The sequence below is a fragment of the Rubneribacter badeniensis genome, from assembly GCF_002899695.1.
In the GTDB taxonomy this organism is placed as follows: Bacteria; Actinomycetota; Coriobacteriia; order Coriobacteriales; family Eggerthellaceae; genus Rubneribacter; species Rubneribacter badeniensis.
Map to the genome: position 1 here is coordinate 12,327 of NZ_PPEL01000029.1, position 17,423 is coordinate 29,749.

Consider the following 17,423-nt stretch of genomic DNA (forward strand, 5'->3'; position numbering starts at 1 on the left):
TGCGGGAGCTTCCGAACCCCGCCTTTTTGTGCCAGAACTCGGTTTCGTGGCCAGAATCGGCCCGTTCGCGTGCACGAAGCCGCATGCGGCCCGATGCGAGACGGCGTGGCGCGCAGCGGCAAATAGCACGGTGACGAGGCTCGGAGTCGCTTTTGGCGCAAAGCCCCGTCTAAAGTGGATCGATGCCGCCCATTTCCGGCTTGCTGTTCAGGGCTCGTTCCAGAAGGGCGGGCGCCTCTTCTTCCCGGAGGATGCCCAAAGGCCATTGGTCGAACCGCTCGGCATTGAGGCCGACCAGCCTCCCTACGTTTGCCTGGCAGCGCTGTGCCGTCACGGGTCCGTCATGGCAGACGTCGTTTCTGAACTGTCGTGCCTGCTCGCACAGCTTAGCTGCGTTGTTCCACCAAATCTCGCTGTAGCGGGGATTCAGGGGCTCGGATATCTTGGCCAGGGCTTGCGCTTGGCCCCTGCTGCTACGGGTGAACAGGTTCTCGAAGGTTCCCAGCGTGAACTCCTGCTCTTTCCATTCCGAAAGCGGTCGCGCTCCCTCTGCGTTTGATTTCTTGTAGTCGGGGCAGATACGTTTGAGCAGGGGAATGTAGCGCGTTCGCAGATAGCGCTCTGCGGCCTTGCAGAACCCGATCGCGCAAAACGAGTAGTCCGTCGGATCTTCCTCGTCGCGTTCCGCAACCCATTCAAGTTTGAACAAAAGATACAGGGTCATGCCCACCAGCAGGAAGGATGCGACATCGGGGCAATCCGCGAATCTCCGGTCGAAATCGCTTCTGCCCTCGAATCCGAATCGTTGGAAATCATCGTCGCTCAGCGAGTTGAGCGAAAGAAGGCCGGATTCTTGGAAGCTTTCGAAGAAGCCGCCTCTGATCTCCCGCTCGTCGTTTTCGTCGCTCGGCTGTTCTTCGGGGTCGGATGCCGTGAGGAGCCAATCCGCGTGCGGGGCGCAGCGCATTGCCTCCGCAAGGGCCGTTTGCCGATCAGCGTCGTCCTGATCGTCCGCATGTGTGGCTATCAGCTGCTTCGCCCACCAAGTGTCCAGATGTCGCCTCATGAGCGCAACCGAGGGGTTCTCGTTCCAAAGCGTTTCGTCGCCGACGGCGCAAAGCCGGTATTTTGCGCGAGTGACGGCCACGTTGACGATGTTCGCGTTCACCCAGCGCACGGCCCCTGAAGCGCTTCCGTCGCAACCCAGCACGAAGAAGACCTCGTTCGCCTCTTTGCCTTGGAACGTGTGCACGGTGCCAATGCAGTTTTCCACCCAATTGTTCAGGACGCTGCGATCGACTTCGCCAGGGAATTCGAGTTTTTTGAAGTGCTTTTTCAGCTCGGATGCAACGGAGGAGAACGGGGTTATCAGAAACAGGCTGGGTTGCTCTCCATGGGCTTTCTCGAACGCGTCGCGCACGTACGCCTCTATCGCGTGCGCTTGGGCTTTGACGAAGTGGTTCTTGTTGCCGATTTCGGATCCTCGCACGTCGAGCCAGAAAGAGGAGGCCAGACAGAAGGACGCCTCCGCGCTCTCCTTCGGGGCGGCTGTCTTTTTATGCATCATCTCGCTGTACGAAAGCTCGTTGGAGATATCGAACATCGGGGACAGGCAGCGGCGATGGATGAGAAGCGGAGACCCCACCCATTCGTCGGGCTCTTCGGGATCTCCGGGTTCGCCGGAAGGGTCCGAAAGGCTGCTGCCGATGGGGTTCAGCCGGTCTGCGAACTCCTGAACCGATGCGGATTTTCGCGCATAGGCGTTCAGGTTGCTTGGAAACACAGAGCTGACGAGGATGGACTCGTTTGTCACCACAGGCTCCACCTGCTTGGGGTCGCCCACGATGAGCGCTCGTCGGCAGCGGTGGAGCATGCCGACAGCTTGGCGGGGCGTGGCCTGCCCGGCTTCGTCCACCACGAGCAGTCCGAAGGTGCCCGGATCTTTGACGTGCGAGAACATCTTCTCGACCGAGGCGAACGTCGTCGACACGACCGGTACGGCAAGCAGGAGCGTTTGGAGGAGGTGGGGCATGGCGCGATCCCGATCGTCGTTGGTGAAAGGAACGACGATCTCGTCCTGGCCTTTCGCGGGTTTGGCCTTCTCTCCCCACATGGCCGCGAGCAGCGCCATGTTTCTGCGCGCCTTTTCGGACGCTTCGACGAAGCTCGTCTCCATTTCGAAGGCGTAAGCGAACAGCTTCTCGCGTGCGCGGTCGTGCTTCGCGGAGAGCCAGAACGAGGCAAGGTGGGCCTTCTCCCGTTCGGCGGGGTCGCCCGATGCTATTCGTTCGGCAAGCTTCTCGTCGAACGGGCGAATTCCCTGTTCGACGCATTGCTTGAAGGCTTGATCTTTGAACGACGAAGCCTCTTGCATGCGCTCGTTGGACGCTATCCTTTCGGCCCTCGCGTCGTGCGCTTTCTGCTGCAGGAGGGCGATGCGGCTGCGCTCTTCGTCGCGTCGGATCCTTTCCTTGCTCGTTAACGCCAGGATGTCGGCTAAACGCTCGCGTCTTTGCACGTTGTCGGCCAACTCCGTCTCTTTCATCGCGTAAAGGTTGCGGCGCAAAACCCGGTTGAGCGTGCTGCGCAAGAACCGTTCTGCTTCGTCCGCCCTGCGTTGAAGGTCGTCGATTTTGCTCTGCGTCTTCCATGCCAGGTCGTCTAGCGACTTCTCGTCGACGTCTCCGAACAGGACGATTTCCGGATCGATGCCGTTCACGCAGCTTTTGAATTCGTGGTCGCGGGACGGGCCGGTACGGCGTTGCTCGTTGACGATGCCGTCCAGCTGGGCTTCGGCGCGCGCTTGCTCTGCGGCAAGCCTTTCCGACAAAGCCCTCTCGCGCTCGAGGGCCTTTTCGGCTTCGATCAGGCTTTCGGCGCGGCAAATCGCCTCCTCGTGCATGGATTCGACCAGTTCAAGCTGCTTGAGGAACTTCGTGCGCGCATCCTTGTAGCGCTGCAAGGCATCCTCTCGGTTCTTGAACTGCCCCAAGGCAAGGCTTTTGCTCTTGCTTTTTGGGAAAAGAACGCGGTTGCGGAAGTCGAGGATGTTCTTCCCTTTGCCCAGCGGCGCGGCGATGAGGCCCCATACGTCGTCCTCGGGAACGATTTGGGTTCCGTCGAACGAGCCGAACAGCAGTGCGGCCTGATCGCGAAGGTAGCGCGGTTTTTGGGGATCGGAGTTGTCGAACAGGCTTCGAACCTCGCTAAGCGCCGTGCGCTCAAGGTCGTTTTCCTCGCCTTCTTCCCGGGGCAATCCTCCCAAGCTTTTCAAAAGCTCGCTTTTCTTCGGAAGCTCTTTCGATATGTTCTCGACGGCTGCGTTGTTGGCCGAGCACACCACGATGCCGTAGCTGGCGGGGTCGTTCGCCGCCGTACCGGCGGTTTTCATCCGGTAGCATGTTTTGACGTAGTGCCACTGTTTGCTCCGGGCATCGTTGAGCTCGATTCTCTCGAAAGCGTCATCGGGGTTCTCGTAAGCGGCAAGAATCTTCGCCTTCTCTACAACGCAAGCGGCCACCACGTCTTTGAGCAGGGTGGTCTTGCCCGTCCCCGGAGGCCCGTTGACGGAGAAATGGCAAGGTAAGGAGGGATTGACGGGTGCGAACGCTCCCTTGTCCCTCACGCTTTTCATGCAGAGGTTGACCGCAAGTTGCTGCAAGAGGGCGGGGGAATACTGCGATGGCCAACGGCCAAGCGGGATGTTGGCGGGACTGAGCGCTTCACGGTAAAAGTCGCGCTTCGCTGTGGCGGGAGAGAACAGCACGTCGAGGCGTTGGGCGCGCCTTCCTTCGCTTGCGTCAGGCGAAACGATGTAGTCGAGAAGCGCCTCGGTCGTCTCGCCGCGCTCAATGCGCTCACTCGCCATTTCAAGGTCGTTGTAGAAAAACGAGTTCCAGAACGTGGGCGGCGTGTAGTCTTTGTCGTTGGCCTTCTTGTTTTCGTTCGCGTAGATTCTCATCTGCGCGAAGGCGGTTTTCTCCGCAGCGATGCTCGCTTGGCCGCCAGGCGAGGAATCGAGGTGGACGGGAAGCGCGTCGTTGAAAAGCCTGACGACTTTGTCGAAGAGGCGGGCCAGCCCCTCCAGCGTGACGGCCCCTCGTTCGTCGCAAAGAAGGTTGGCGTCGACGGCAAAAGCGCGGCGAGCCTCGTCGTTGGCGGCCTCCCATCGAGTGCGCAGTTCCTTGGCTTGGAAGAGGCCGGCAGATTCGGAGCGGGACGTCTCCGCAGCCAGCCACAGCAGGGGAGAAAGGCGAAACGACGCCGCAGGGACAAGGCCGTCCTCGTCTTCGAAAAGGGCGCCTTCGGCGCTGATGGTCAGCTCCGCGAGGCCGATGCGCGCCGGGTTTCTCTCGGGCCTTTCTTGCGAGGCGGCTCTCCCGCCGCTCGATACGCAGCGTTCCAGCAGGTTGATGCATGCCTCGCGGGAAACCGCCCCCACCGTCACGGTGATGGTGGATAGGCACTCTTGCTCTGTGAGGCGCATCCGGCTCTTTAGCGCGTCGCTCAAGGTTCCCGGATCGGTCAGGTTGACGCCGCACGAGCCATCGTGGTGGCTCTTGTCTGAAGACTTCCGATCTTTCGGTCTGCGCGTCGAGGGCGTTGCGGCTTGGTCGGCGAACTCCATGACCTTCCATAGCTGGAGCACTTCGCGGGCGCGTTGCGCCTTTCGCTCGCATGTCGCGTTCATGCGGGCTCCTTCTTCAGCTTGCTCGATGCGCGCTTTTCAAACAGGCCGTACCGGTTGTTTTCGATCATCCCGATTATCCTGTCGCGAAGGCTCGCCGGCTCGATTACCTCGATGTCCTCGAGGAACTTCATCGCCCAATACGAGAACCCGTCTGCGGATACGCGAAACGTGAATTCTGCCGGCAAGGAGCCTTCCATGGTGGTTTGGGAGAACCCCTCCCGTTCGCCAAAGCTCTCGCGCACGATGGCGACGCTTTTGCCGCTGTAGCACTTGAGGCGCACGGTTTCGATGCGCTCCGAGGGCATGCGGTTGACCGCGGCGCGAATGTAGGCGCGCGCCTCTTGCTGCAGTGTCCGATAGTCGTTCGGTCGCAGGGAGACGCCGCGCTTTTCCGGTGCGACCTCCTGCATTCTGTCAACGCGCAAGGTTCTGAATCGGATGCGCTTTCCGTCGGATGACTTTCTTCTGCCTTTTGCTTTCGCCACCAGGTAGTAGTAGCCTTCCACGCATTCAACGCAATAGGGAATGTAGCCGACGCATCGCTCAGGTGTCAGCTCGCTATTGCCGTGGGAGCCGTCGTGCTTGCAGTAGGAGAACGAGACGAGGCGTCCTTTTGCGATGGCCTTCTCAAGTACGTTGACGTTGTAGAGCAGGGTTTGGATGGGTGCTCCGATTGCGTTGGGGAGGGGTTCTGGACGCGGGGCGAGGGCCAGGCGCCGGCGCTGGTTGACGCTAAGGAGGCAACCCAGCTTCTCGCACAGCTTTTCAGGGTTTCGGACGCGCGGCGCGTTTTTCGCCAGTGTTGCCAGATACTCCACTTCAGAGGGTTCGAACAGCCGGCTTCGCATCCAGTACCAGCGTTTGGCGCTTGGGGTGTCGCAGCTTGTCGTGCGTCCCAGCTCCCCCTCCGCGAGCAGCGCCGTTCCCCGGTGGCGGGAGGGGGTTGGCCGGTCATAGAAAGCCTGCAGATCCTCGAGGCAGCGGGATACCGTTTTCGCTGAGATGGTTATGCCGAAGTCGTCTCGCAGCTTTGCCGCTATGGAGCCGCTGCCCAGTGCATGGGCGGGGTTGTGCTTGGGATCGGTTTCGTCATCGGTGTACTCTCGAAGGATGCGGTCGATGCACAACAGGGTCTCCCGCGGGATCGCCTTGCTCGGCATGGCCCACCTCCTTCGGTCAAAGCGGACACGGTCGGCCCACCTGTGAGGGCCGACCTCCTCAAGAGTATACGGCTCCCTTTTGATTTTTTCAAATGGAACTATATAGGCTTGTTTTAAGTGATCGCCTTTGCTTGATTTCGTCGATACTGACTACAGTCGCTTCGTGGAGGCGGGTTTGGGAGACAGGGCAACGATAAGGAGGAGCCATGCGCAAGGTCGAAACGCAGAGGAGGGGGTTCGATGTCGGCGCTGCGATTGTCGGGACGGTTGTCGCCTTGAAAGCGGCGGTTGCCCTTGTCGTGTCGGCAGTTGTCGTTGTGTCGGCGGCCTACGCGTCCGAGGTGCTTTCGTGCGTATTGGTTGCAGGGGGCGTTGGCGGATGGGTGGCGGCCGCTGCGCTTCGGCTGTGGCTGGTTGCGGCCTTTTCTTTGGCGGCAGGGGTGTCGAGCCTTATCGCGAGAGAGCTTGCCGCTGAAGGGTGCGGGCTTGCGCGGTTCTTGCGCATGGCGTCTGTGGCGGCTCCGCTGGCTTTGCTTGGAACGGAGGTCGCCATGCTGGCCGTTTGCTTTGCTCCCTCCTTGGCCGAAGGGCTGGCCGCTGGCGATCAGGATGCCGTTTTTAGCTTGGTCATACTGGTGATTGGCGCTTTCGTTGTTGCCAAGCTTGCGCTGATGGCCATGCGCGTTCGAAACCCTTTTGTCCGCGCGTTCGTGTTGTGCGTTTTGGCCGTGTGCGGGTTGCCCGCCGCGGTGGCGGCTGCCTTTGGGGCGTTGGTCGTCTTCGTGCTGGTTCTTGCGTTCTTCCTGGCTTTGGCAATGCTGCCTTGGATGATGCGCCTTGCGTTTTCGGCCGCGCGCTGCGGGTAACCGCTCGAAGCGATGGGAGGTTCGGAATGGAGATGAGGAGGGTCGTCATGGACGCCGTTGTTTCGAGAAGGATCGTTGCCGCCGTGTTCGTTGTCACATTCGTGCTCCTATGCGCAAGCGCCGTAATCGAGTGCGTTGCGTGCCCGGGAGCCCAGACGGTCAATGCCGCTTTGGCATGGATAAAGTCCACGGTGCATGTTGCCGACTGGCCCTCGTGGCTTGCAGTGTGGCATTTGGGCGATCTTGCGACGCTGGTGTAGGGCGCTCTTGGCGTTCGTTTAGGAGAAAGGGAGTTGTCATGGCTCGAGTGTCTGTTCAAAAAAGATCGTCGCGCGGCATCGACTGGTCCACGCCTGAAAGCGAGCTGTATGCCGAGCGCACGGTGTTTCTCACCGGGGCGGTCACAGACGAGCTTGCGGAAAGCGTCATCTGCCAGCTGGCGTGGCTTAGCAGGGTGGGCTCGCAACCCATTGCGCTTGTCATCAATTCCCCAGGTGGGTCGGTTTCTGCGGGTTTGGCCATCGTCGACATGATGAAGGGTATCGAGTGCGAGGTGCGCACGCATGCTCTTGGGATGGCGGCCAGCATGGCGGCGATCATCTTGGCGTGCGGCCAGAAAGGCGCGCGCACCGTGAGCCCGCTTTCCGATGTCCTTATTCACCAGCCCCTCATGGGAGGCATGGGAGGTCAGGCGTCCGACATCGCCCTTGCGGCAGAGTCCATCGTGAGAAAGAAGCGTCAGCTGAACAAGCTGCTTGCCGAGGCGACGGGAAAGACCGATCGGGAAATCGAAGCCGCGACGGACAGAAACAACCGCATGAGCTCGGAAGAGGCGGTCGCATTCGGGCTGGCGGACAGCGTCAGGGGAAGCTGGATGTAGGGAGGGCTGCATGAAGAAACCGAAACGGGATCTCGAAGGAACCATTCTGGCCGATGGGGTGAGCTTGGGCACCGATATGCGCAAGACCCAGCTGAACAACAACGTCATCGTGTTCGGCACTCCGGGAGGGGGGAAGACAGAGGGCATCGTCAAGCCCAACATCATGCAGATGAACTCAAGCTACGTGGTCACCGATCCCAAGGGCAATCTGTTGCGGGAATGCGGGGCCATGCTCAAGGAGGCCGGGTACGACGTCGTGTGCTTGAACTTCTCCGATCCGGCGAAATCCATGACCTACAATCCGTTCAGCTACGTTCGAACCGAAATGGATCTGGACTTTCTGGCCCGATCGATAGTCAGAGCGGAGGGGCGGACGAGCGCCGATGCGTTTTGGCCGGATTCCGCAGAATTGCTTCTCAAGGCGTTGATGGCGTACTGTATTGAGTGGAACGAGCAGTTCAGACCTCGGTGTGTAACGACGTTTTCGGACGTTATCAGCGTCGCGGATGCTTATGGGCATGAAAAGCTGGGAGATTGGGACAACGTCTCCAACCGTCTTGACGAACGGATGGAAGAGCTGTTTCGAGGGAGCTACTGGCGAGCGAAGGGGGAATGCGAGCCGGGGAAGCGCCGTCCGCGATCCGTCGCACGCGACACGTGGCTGCGCTTCAGAGCGGTCGCCAATGCTCCTACGACCGTCGGATGCATCGTTATGGAGCTATGGGGGCGGTTGAACCGCCTTTCGGGGAAGGAGAGGGAAAGGCTGTTCTCCGATGTCGATCCCGTGGACATCGCGTCGCTTGGGAAGAGGCGGATGGCTTTGTTCGTGGTCGTGTCCGATGTCGATCGGAGCATGGACTTCATGGTGTCGGTGTTCTACGCGCAGTTGTTCAAAGAGCTGTGCCGGGTGGCCGATCGCGAATGCTGCGACAACGGCAACAGGCTACGTGTTCCGGTTCGTGTTATTTTGGACGACTTCGCCAACCAGAACGTCATCGACGGTTTCGACGCCGTCATCGCCGCCGTGCGCAGTCGCGACATATGGTTGATGCCCATTTGCCAGGCCACCGCCCAGCTGGAAGAGCGCTATGGACGTGCTGCGAACACGATCATCGGGTGTTGCGATGCGGTTGTGTATCTTGGGGTCAACGATATGGCGACGGCGAGGGAGCTTGGCGAGCGCGCCGACATGCCTGTGTCGGACATCCAACGGATGCCGGTCGGAACGGCTTTGGTGTTCGTTCGCGGGCGCGAGGGCAAGGTGGCGCCTCGCTTCGATGTGCAAAAGCATCCGAATTACCGGTTCCTTGCCCAGGCCGATCCGGCGAACGAGTACACGCTTTGTGGCTTGCCGGCATCTTCTCCAGCTCGCGAAAATGCTTAAGGGCGATGCTGATGCGCGGTCGCTCTCTATGGCGAGGCCGGGCGACGCGGCTTGCGGTCTGCGATTGGCCGTCATCTGGCTGATGTGCGGTGCGCCGGTTTCCTCCCGAGACATGTCGCCCGGCGTGCCTGGTGCCGCGCGGCATGCGCGCGGGTGTGTTGCCGCCCTCCTCCTCTTGTCCCGGCCGCCCGCTTGCGAGCGGTCTGCGGGTTTGCGGGGAGGGGTGGTTTGCGCGGCGCGGCCTGCGGGTGCGCCGAGGTCGGTCCGCCCGCTCGCGGACGGCCGTGCGGCGCGTGCGATTGGGAGTTGTACGTGGGGCATGGCGATATCGTTCGCTCGCGGGCGGCTGCACGGCGCGTGCGCGAAATCTGCGTGATTTTGGCCACGAAACCGCGTTCTGGTACGGATCGGCCCCCTTGGGCACGCGTCCGAAACTCGCGACCTGGCCTTTTGTCGGGGACGTCCTCTGCGGGAGCTTCCGAACCCCGCCTTTTTGTGCCAGAACTCGGTTTCGTGGCCAAAATCGGCCCGTTCGCGCGCACGAGGCCGCATGCGGGGCGGCACGCAGCGGCATGCGGCGCGCCGGACGACCACCCGTGAGGCGTCGCCGGACGCCCTGCGGCGCATCGCCGCGCTCGTTCGGGCCGCATCTCCCCTATAATGGCAGCATGGCGCGCAACCGACAGCTCATATTGGATCGCTATCGACCCATCGCCGAGGCGGGGACGGGCGGCTTCGGCACGGTGCAGGTGGCATGGGACACGCGCATTCAGCGCAAGGTGGCCATCAAGTGCATCGGCCTTGACGAGGTGGATGCGGCGCGCGTGGCGTCGGGCGACCCAAGCGATGCGGCCGACCCTTTCGATGCCCGCGGTTCCACCTGGAAGGCCGACCCTGACGACCTTGATTCCCCCACGTTTTCAGACGATGACGAGACGGCGCTGTTCGACCAGATGGGCCGCTCCGTCAGCATGTTCAGCGACGACCCTTCGGCACGCTCGCTCGCGCGCGTGCCCGGCCTCGACGAGGCGCGCACGGCGGCGCTGCTGTCCGACGCCAACATCGTGACCGTGTACGATTTCGAGGTGCAGGGCTCCACGGCCTACCTCATCATGGAGTACGTGGACGGCATCACGCTGTCCGAGTTGCTCGAGCGCTTCGACGATCGGCTCTCGCTCAACGTGGTGGCCGCCGTGTTCGCGGCGGTGTCGCATGCGCTCGAGGTGGCGCACGACAACCAGGTTCTGCACTTGGACATCAAGCCCGACAACGTGCTCATCAACCGCCAGGGCCAGGTGAAGGTGACCGACTTCGGCCTGGCCGTGCTTGCTGGCACCTCGGGATTCGGTGCGGCGGGCGGCGGCACCATCGGATACATGCCGCTTGAGCAGATGCGGCAGGAAAGCCTCGACGCGCGTTGCGACGAATGGGCGCTCGCCTCGGTGACCTATGAGATGCTGGCGGGCGAGAACCCCTTTCTCGCTCCCGACCTCGTGCGGGCCGAGGCGGCCATCGAGGACGCCGAGCTCGTGCTGCCATCTTTGTGTTGGGAGGAGCTCGATCCGGCGGTCGACGACGTGATCTTCTGCGCGCTCGACCCCGACCGCGAGGAGCGCTACGACAACGTCGCGGAATTCGCCGAGGAGATGGAGCCCTTCCTGGGCGACCCGAAGCGCGGCGCTCGCGAGCTGGCCGCCATCGTGGGCTATGCCGACGAGGAAGAGGCCGACGACGAGCCGGCCCCCGCTCCGCGCGAGCCGCGCCCGCCGCTGCGCGAGCGCATCATGCCATGGCATCGACGGGCGGCTGCGCGGGTGTTCGGCGCGTTGGGCTCGGCGTTCGTCGCGTTCGTGGCGTTGGGGAACATTCCGCAGGCAAGCGGATTGGACAACCCGCTGTTCTGGGGGCTGTTGGCGCTGGTCGCCCTCGCGGGCGCGCTCAGGCCGCACCTGGGCGCGCTGCTGTCGTATAGCGCGCTGGGCGTGGCGCTCATCGTGCAGGAGGCGCCGGCTGTGGGATGTGTGCTGATGGCGGCCACGGCTGCTTGGTGGTACTTCGTCGGACGGGAGGGCGATGCCGAGGCGAACGCCGCTTTGACGGCGCCTCTGGGCGGCGCGCTGGGCGGCGGCCAGTTCGCGCCGCTTGCGGCGGGCTTGTGCCTGCCTCCTGCCCGCGCGTTCGCGACGGCTGCGTTTTCCCTGGTGGTTGCCGCGATTCTGGCGGCGTTCGGAACGGGGTCGCTCTTGGGGTGGGACGCGCCCGCGCACGCCGCAGTCGCGTTCGACGGCGCTGGCGTGCAAGCCGTCCTCGGCTCGATGCTCGTGCAGCCGGCGTTTTGGTGCGTGGCGGCCAGCTGGCCTGTGGCGGCGTTCGCATGTGCGGTGGTGCGGCGACGGCGCACGCGCGCGTTCGCGGTGTTCGGCGCGATCTGCGCCGCATCGGTGCTGGCGGCGGGCATCTGCGCGGCAGCTTGGGTGGCGTCGGACGGCCTGACCTGGATGCCGTCCGTGCGCAATCTCGCAGGAACCGCCGTTCCCGTCGTCGCTGTGCTGCTTGTCTGCGTTTTAGTGCCGGGACCTGCGCGCTACGAGGAGGGCTCTGAAGAAGAGGAGGCGTAGCATCCGCGAAGCGCGCAGGGATGATGCGGGCAGGGCGGGCGTACGGGCGCAGGTGCGCGAGCGGACGCGCGGGCGTACGGGCGCAGGTGCGCGGGCAGACGCGCGGGCGCGGGTGCGAGGGCGCGACGGGCGCAGGCTCGCTTCAATGGCGGTTTGACAGAGGCAAGCTGCGTCGACGTATTGAGGCGGGTATGTACCCGTTCCTTACGTCTCTCGAAAAGGACAAGGGCAGCGCAAGAGCCGCTCCCGCGCTGCGCTTTCCCGTAGTACTATGGGCTCCAGCAAGATATCGGAGAAAGGATGTCCCTATGCAGGAACTGAGCGACGAGCGCGTGCTGTTCGCGTTTTCGCGCGATGCGGAGCCCGCGCTGACGGTGAAATCGGGCGAGACGGTGCGCATCCGCACGCAGGACTGCTTCGGCAACCAGGTGCAGTCGCCCGACGACGTGCTGGACGAGATCGACTGGGATCGCATCAACCCGGCCACCGGCCCTGTGTACGTGGAGGGGGCCGTGCCCGGAGGCGCGCTCAAGGTGGCCATCGAGAACATCGAGCTGGACGCGCAGACCGTGTCGTGCACGGGCAAGGACGAGGGCGTGTGCGGTGACCGCTTCGACGCGTGGAGCACGCACCTGTGCGCCGTCGATGCCGAGGCCGGCGCGCTTGTTTGGAGCGACAGGCTGTCCATCCCGCTCAACCCCATGATCGGCGTGATTGGCGTCGCGCCGGCGGGCGAGTCGGTGAACTGCGGCACGCCCGGTAGCCACGGCGGCAACATGGACACCATCGCCGTCACCACGGGCGCTTCGCTGTACTTCCCGGTGGCGGTGGAAGGCGCGCTGTTCGGCTGCGGCGACATGCACGCGGCCATGGGCGACGGCGAGGTGAGCGTGTCGGGCGCGGAGGTGGCGGGCTGGGCCACGGTCACGCTGACGGCGCTGCCCGAGCTGCACCTGGCCGACCCTGTCATCGAGAACGCCACGCATCTGGGCATCATCGCGTCAGCCGAATCGCTTGACGCGGCGGCCGACCGCGCCGTGCACGAGATGGTGGATTTGCTGCACGATCGCACGGGCGTCGCGGTCGACGAGCTGGTCATGCTGCTGTCGCTTGTCGCCGATGTGCGGGTGTGCCAGATGGTGGATCCACAGAAAACCGTGCGCTTCATGGTGCCGAAGTACGTGCTGGACGCTCTCGGCTTCGCGCTGTAGCCTCGGCCATCGACTGCGCTGTACTCTGTCCTGCGAGGCGCGCCCATCCGGCGTGTCGTGCCCACCTGGCGAGCCCACCCCGCGAGGCGCGTCCATCCGGCGCGCCTCGTCGCATCTTCCGACAGGTTGGCTTTGCCTGCCAGTTGGAAAACAGAGCAAACGTGGTGCATTTCGGTGAGAGAATCGCTAAAAGTGCAGTTCAGTAACACCTTCTTAGCAAACGATCACCATATTATACTTTCAAGTATAATACCTTATAGTATAATATTAGCAACAACGCTTCGGACATAAGGCGGGTGGAACAAAATGGCCAACTTCATAGACAGAGATCGCGAACGAGCGGCGCTCCAGCGAGAATACGAGCGCTCATCAGCGTCTTTTGTTGTGATGTACGGGCGACGTCGCGTTGGCAAAACCACGCTGCTCGCTGAGTTTATCAAAGACAAGCACGCCCTCTACTTCCTTGCGACCGAAGAATCCGAGGCTCAAAACCGCGCCGCATTCAAAAATGCAGTGGCCGAGTTCACAAATGATTCGCTCCTGCGAAACGCCACCGTTGACAGATGGGAGGACCTCTTCGATCGCTTGACCGCCTCGTCGATGCCGGGAGGCGAGCGCCTCGTACTCGTGCTCGATGAATTCCAGTATCTCGGAAAGGCGAATGCAGCTTTTCCATCTGTCATGCAGCGCATCTGGGACACGACGCTGAAAAATCGCAATGTGATGCTGGTTGTTTGCGGCTCTCTGATCTCGATGATGGTGGATCAAACGCTTTCGTACGCGAGCCCTTTGTACGGTCGCCGCACGGCTCAGATGAAGATGGGGCAGCTGCCGTTTTCATGCTACAGGGAGTTCTTTCCTGGCAAAGATCGGCGCGCGCTCATCGAGTTTTACAGCGTAACGGGCGGTGTCCCCAAATACATCGAGCTGTTTGACGGCGCGGGCGATATCTACAAGGCTATCGAGCGCAATGTGCTCGACACCAGCAGCTTTCTGTACGACGAGCCGCAATTCCTCCTCCAAAAAGAGGTGGGGGATGTGGGCAGTTACTTCTCCATCATCAAGGCAATCGCTGCAGGTAACCGCAAATTGGGCAACATTGCTGCGGCTCTGGAGGTTAAACAGACCAGTCTTACAAAGTATCTCAAAGTCCTCTCCGACCTGGATGTTCTTGAGCGCGAAGTGCCGGTGACCGAGGATAACCCTCAGAAAAGCAAAAAGGGGTTGTATCGACTGAAGGACAACTTCCTTCTGTTCTGGTTCAAGTTTGTGTTTCCGAATCTCGGACTCATCGAGTCGGGTCATCCCGAAAAGGTCATGGAGACAATCCGAGCCAACTTCCTCGACAGCCAAGCCGCTTTCGTGTACGAGGATGTGTGCCGCGACCATATGTGGCAGTTGTCGGCCGACGACGTATGGCCGTTTTCGTTGCAGAAGGTTGGACGCTGGTGGGGTGTCGGCGATGTTGAGATTGACGTGCTTGGCCTTGATGATCAGGGGAGAAATGCTGTTTTCGCGGAATGCAAGTTTTGGAAAGGCTCCGTGGGCCTCAACGTCCTGCGGTCGCTCGAGCAGAGGGCGGCGCGCGTTCCATGGCACAAAGGGGATCGCGCAGACTGGTATGTTCTCTTCAGTATCGCAGGGTTCACGGATGAGCTCCGTGCCGAAGCAGCCTCGCGCGAGGATCTGCTGCTTGTAGAAGGGTAGTCTCTTACAGTCACCATAGTTTTTGCAGCGAGACGTAAGCGCTCCGCGGCGCGAGTACGGCTTTTATAACCCCGTAACGTTTCATCCTCTAAAACCGGATTCATTTATGCTCCGAAACCGGATTCGAGTATCTGGCGAAACGTTCGCACAAGAGGGCTCCGTCTATCCTGCGGGCGCTCTCTCGCAGAGAAATCGATCAGGAAAGATAGGAGCCAAATGGGGAAGCGAAAAGACAAAGCGCTCCGGACGTGGGGCTCCGGAGCGCTTTGGTCGTTGAGGCGCGGCTTTTTACAGCAGTTCGCACACCTTCCCCAGCAGAGGCTCGAAGCTCACGCCGCGCGCCTGGAATGCGGGCTGCTGCGCGCTCACGATCATGGCATCGTGCACGAAATCGCCGGCGAAGCGCACGGCTTCTTCGAGCGAGTGGCCAGCCATGACGGCTGCCATCAGGCACGATGCGTACAGGTCGCCCGTGCCGTGCAGCAGGTAGGGCACGTACTCGTTGTGCACCTCCACCGTGTCCATGCCCTCGCCGCCCACGAAGTTGCGGATGCTCGTCTCGCCCTCGCGTTGGATGCCCTTCAGCACCACGTGCTTGGCGCCCTTCGCCACGAGCGCGTCCACTAGGCGGCGTGCCTCCTCGTCGGAGATGTCGGTGCCGGCCCAGTTCTCGCCGATGGGCTCGCCCAGGATGATGGCGGCTTCGGTGAGGTTCGGCGTGAGGATGTCCGCGCCGCAGGCCAGTTCGGCCATGGCATTGCAGAGCTCCGGCGTGTAGGTGGGGTACACCGCGCCGTGGTCGGCCATGACCGGGTCCACCACGCGCAAGGCGTCCGGGTACATCGCGTACAGATCGCGGATGCGGTCCACCTGCTCGGGCGCGCCCAAAAAGCCCGAGTACACGGCGTCGATCTCCACGCCGATCTTCCCCCATGCCGCCAGGTAGTCGGCCAGCATGTCGGTGGTGTCGTGCATGTACCAGCCGGGGAAGGCGGTGTGCGACGAGAACAGGCCCGTCGGCACGGGGCACACGTCGCAGCCGGCGGCCGACAGCACCGGGATGGCCACGCCGAGCGAGCACTTTCCGTATCCGCACAGGTCGTGCACGGCGGCCACGCGGGGGATGTAGGCGCCTTCGCGGCGGTAGAGGTGCGTTGCGGGCGTGTTCTCAGGGTTCATGGAGTCTGGCCTTTCTCGCGATATTCCGGACGATGCGCCGCCGCCCTGCCAGCGCGCGACAGGAAGGGCGGCGATGGAAAGCTTATCCTACGACAGGTATGTGTCGGGCGTGTGACGAGAGCGCATTTCGGTTGACGAAACAGGCGCGGGCGGCGAGAGGAGGCGGCGCAGGCGGCAGACGGCGACAGGCGCGGGCGCCGCCGAGGGCGCGACAGGCGCGGGAGGTGGCGCGGGTGGCAGACGGCGGCGGCGTTGGAACGGCGCGGGCGGCAGACGGCGGCGGTGTTGGGGCGGCGCGGGCGGCGAGAGGGCAGAGCGGGCGCTGCCGAGGGCGCGGGCGGCGGTGCGGCAGGCAGATGGCATTGCGGCGCGGCAGACGCGTGCGGCAGACAGCGAACGGCGGCGGGGCGGGCGTTACGGCGCGGGCGGCAAACGGTGGCAGACGGCGGTGCGACAGGCGCGAGTGCTGTCGAGGGTGCGACAGGCACGGGCGGCGGTGCGACGGGCGCGGGCGTTGCGGCGCGGTGAACGCGTGCGGCGAACGCGTTCGGCAGGCGGCGGGCAGCGGGTGCGGACGCGAGCGCCGCCGAGGGCGCGAGCGGGAGAGGGACTACTTGTCCTCGTCGTCCTCGTCGTCGAAAAACGACCAGTCGTCTTCATCGCCCTGCCGGTCGACGAAGGTCTTGCGCGTACGGCGCTCCATGATGACGCACGCGATCAGGCTGATGACGAGCCCCGCTCCCACCAGGCAGCCGATGCCCGCGTAGGTGTTGAAGAGAAAGTCGTACAGCGCTCCGAAATCCATGGTTACCTCGTTATCCCGTCTCGATCCACCGTGATTTTCACGGGTCTGCTCGTTTGACGCGTTAGAGTATACTATGCCCGGTCAATCCTCCGGGGGAGGGTTTCGATATCTCTTCATTCTCTACCCCTTCGTCCTTTTGCCATCGGGTATCGGACATCGGACACTGGACATTAGCTATTGGGCACTGGACATTAGCTATTGGGCACTGGACATTAGCTATTGGGCACTGGACATTAGCCATCGGACATCGCCCTCTGCCCTCTGCCTTCCGTTCCCCGTTTTGCTTTCTCTTGGCAAGTGAGCAGGATTGGCGTGCTCGCGGAAGTGCGACTTGCAAAATCTAGCATCACGGGTTCCGATCGGCCGTTTGCGTTTGCGAAGAGGCCCGGCGCCCCTTTCGGCAAGGTTCGTTGCTCGGCGCTTCGCATGCGAGTTCGCCGTGCTGCGTGTTGCATCGGACGGCTGCGACATCGATTCAACGGCGCAGTTCTGACGAGGGCTTTTGGTGAAGAAAGCCTGTTCGCGCCACGCTTCTCCTGGTTGTTGCTTTCCGCATCGCCTTTATCCGTGCGCCGCGGGCCAGGGAGTGGAGGGCGTTCGCACGCCGTAGATAGTCTCGCGTCGCAAAGATCCTGCACCCCAACGGCACACCGAGTCGAGGGCGTCCGCGCATCGCAGATGGGCTTGCGTGTTGCGGTAAGAAATCCGAATCTATTCGACAATATTGTACCGTGATAGCCTTCACTCAATAAGTCGCGGTAACGAATAGAACAATTTTTCGGAATATTTGACCGAAATGGGGGTGCGGACGTTTTTCCGGACGGCCTAGGCGGCCAGCCCCAGCCGCCTCCTGCGGCCGGCTATCGTATCGTACACCTTGCGCCCTCCCTCGTCGAACGCCTTCAGCCTCCCCTCCCGGTACC

General features: G+C 62.4%; 11 protein-coding genes. 7 read left to right on the plus strand and 4 right to left on the minus strand.

Going from position 1 to position 17,423, the window contains the following annotated elements; all coding sequences use genetic code 11:
- Positions 1–169 precede the first annotated feature (169 nt).
- Positions 170–4,690 (minus strand): DEAD/DEAH box helicase, encoded by a 4,521-nt coding sequence (locus C2L80_RS06435; RefSeq protein WP_092200530.1) that lies wholly within the window; start codon positions 4,688–4,690, stop codon positions 170–172.
- The gene (locus C2L80_RS06440) at positions 4,687–5,850 is read right to left on the minus strand and encodes a WYL domain-containing protein (protein WP_103262870.1); all 1,164 of its coding nucleotides are present in this window, start codon (positions 5,848–5,850) and stop codon (positions 4,687–4,689) included. Before C2L80_RS06440 ends, C2L80_RS06435 begins: the two co-directional genes overlap by 4 nt.
- A gap of 206 nt (positions 5,851–6,056) precedes the next feature.
- On the opposite strand from C2L80_RS06440, the gene C2L80_RS06445 reads away from it, so the two are divergent.
- From C2L80_RS06445 to C2L80_RS06470, 7 genes are all read left to right on the plus strand, one after another.
- Entirely contained in the window at positions 6,057–6,716 is a 660-nt protein-coding gene (locus C2L80_RS06445) for a hypothetical protein (RefSeq protein ID WP_087198660.1), read from the plus strand.
- A gap of 47 nt (positions 6,717–6,763) precedes the next feature.
- Positions 6,764–6,976: a hypothetical protein gene (locus C2L80_RS13865; protein ID WP_169999014.1), complete on the plus strand. Its 213-nt coding sequence runs from the start codon at positions 6,764–6,766 to the stop codon at positions 6,974–6,976.
- A 38-nt stretch (positions 6,977–7,014) separates the two neighbouring features.
- The gene (locus C2L80_RS06450; RefSeq protein WP_157941030.1) at positions 7,015–7,596 is read left to right on the plus strand and encodes a ClpP family protease; all 582 of its coding nucleotides are present in this window, start codon (positions 7,015–7,017) and stop codon (positions 7,594–7,596) included.
- A gap of 10 nt (positions 7,597–7,606) precedes the next feature.
- Positions 7,607–8,980: a VirD4-like conjugal transfer protein, CD1115 family gene (locus C2L80_RS06455; RefSeq protein WP_087198662.1), complete on the plus strand. Its 1,374-nt coding sequence runs from the start codon at positions 7,607–7,609 to the stop codon at positions 8,978–8,980.
- A gap of 668 nt (positions 8,981–9,648) precedes the next feature.
- Entirely contained in the window at positions 9,649–11,598 is a 1,950-nt protein-coding gene (locus C2L80_RS06460; RefSeq protein WP_092200523.1) for a serine/threonine-protein kinase, read from the plus strand.
- A 308-nt stretch (positions 11,599–11,906) separates the two neighbouring features.
- Positions 11,907–12,809 (plus strand): acetamidase/formamidase family protein, encoded by a 903-nt coding sequence (locus tag C2L80_RS06465; protein WP_087198664.1) that lies wholly within the window; start codon positions 11,907–11,909, stop codon positions 12,807–12,809.
- 306 nt (positions 12,810–13,115) lie between these two features.
- Entirely contained in the window at positions 13,116–14,516 is a 1,401-nt protein-coding gene (locus C2L80_RS06470) for an ATP-binding protein (RefSeq protein WP_103262871.1), read from the plus strand.
- Between the two features lie 288 nt (positions 14,517–14,804).
- Here the strand turns inward: C2L80_RS06470 and C2L80_RS06475 are convergent, their stop codons facing one another.
- Both C2L80_RS06475 and C2L80_RS06480 read right to left on the minus strand, forming a co-directional pair.
- Positions 14,805–15,695: a PfkB family carbohydrate kinase gene (locus C2L80_RS06475; protein WP_092198752.1), complete on the minus strand. Its 891-nt coding sequence runs from the start codon at positions 15,693–15,695 to the stop codon at positions 14,805–14,807.
- Positions 15,696–16,305: 610 nt separating this feature from the next.
- Positions 16,306–16,500, minus strand: coding sequence for a DUF6724 family protein (locus tag C2L80_RS06480; RefSeq protein ID WP_087196483.1), 195 nt, complete (start codon positions 16,498–16,500; stop codon positions 16,306–16,308).
- Positions 16,501–17,423: the final 923 nt, after the last annotated feature.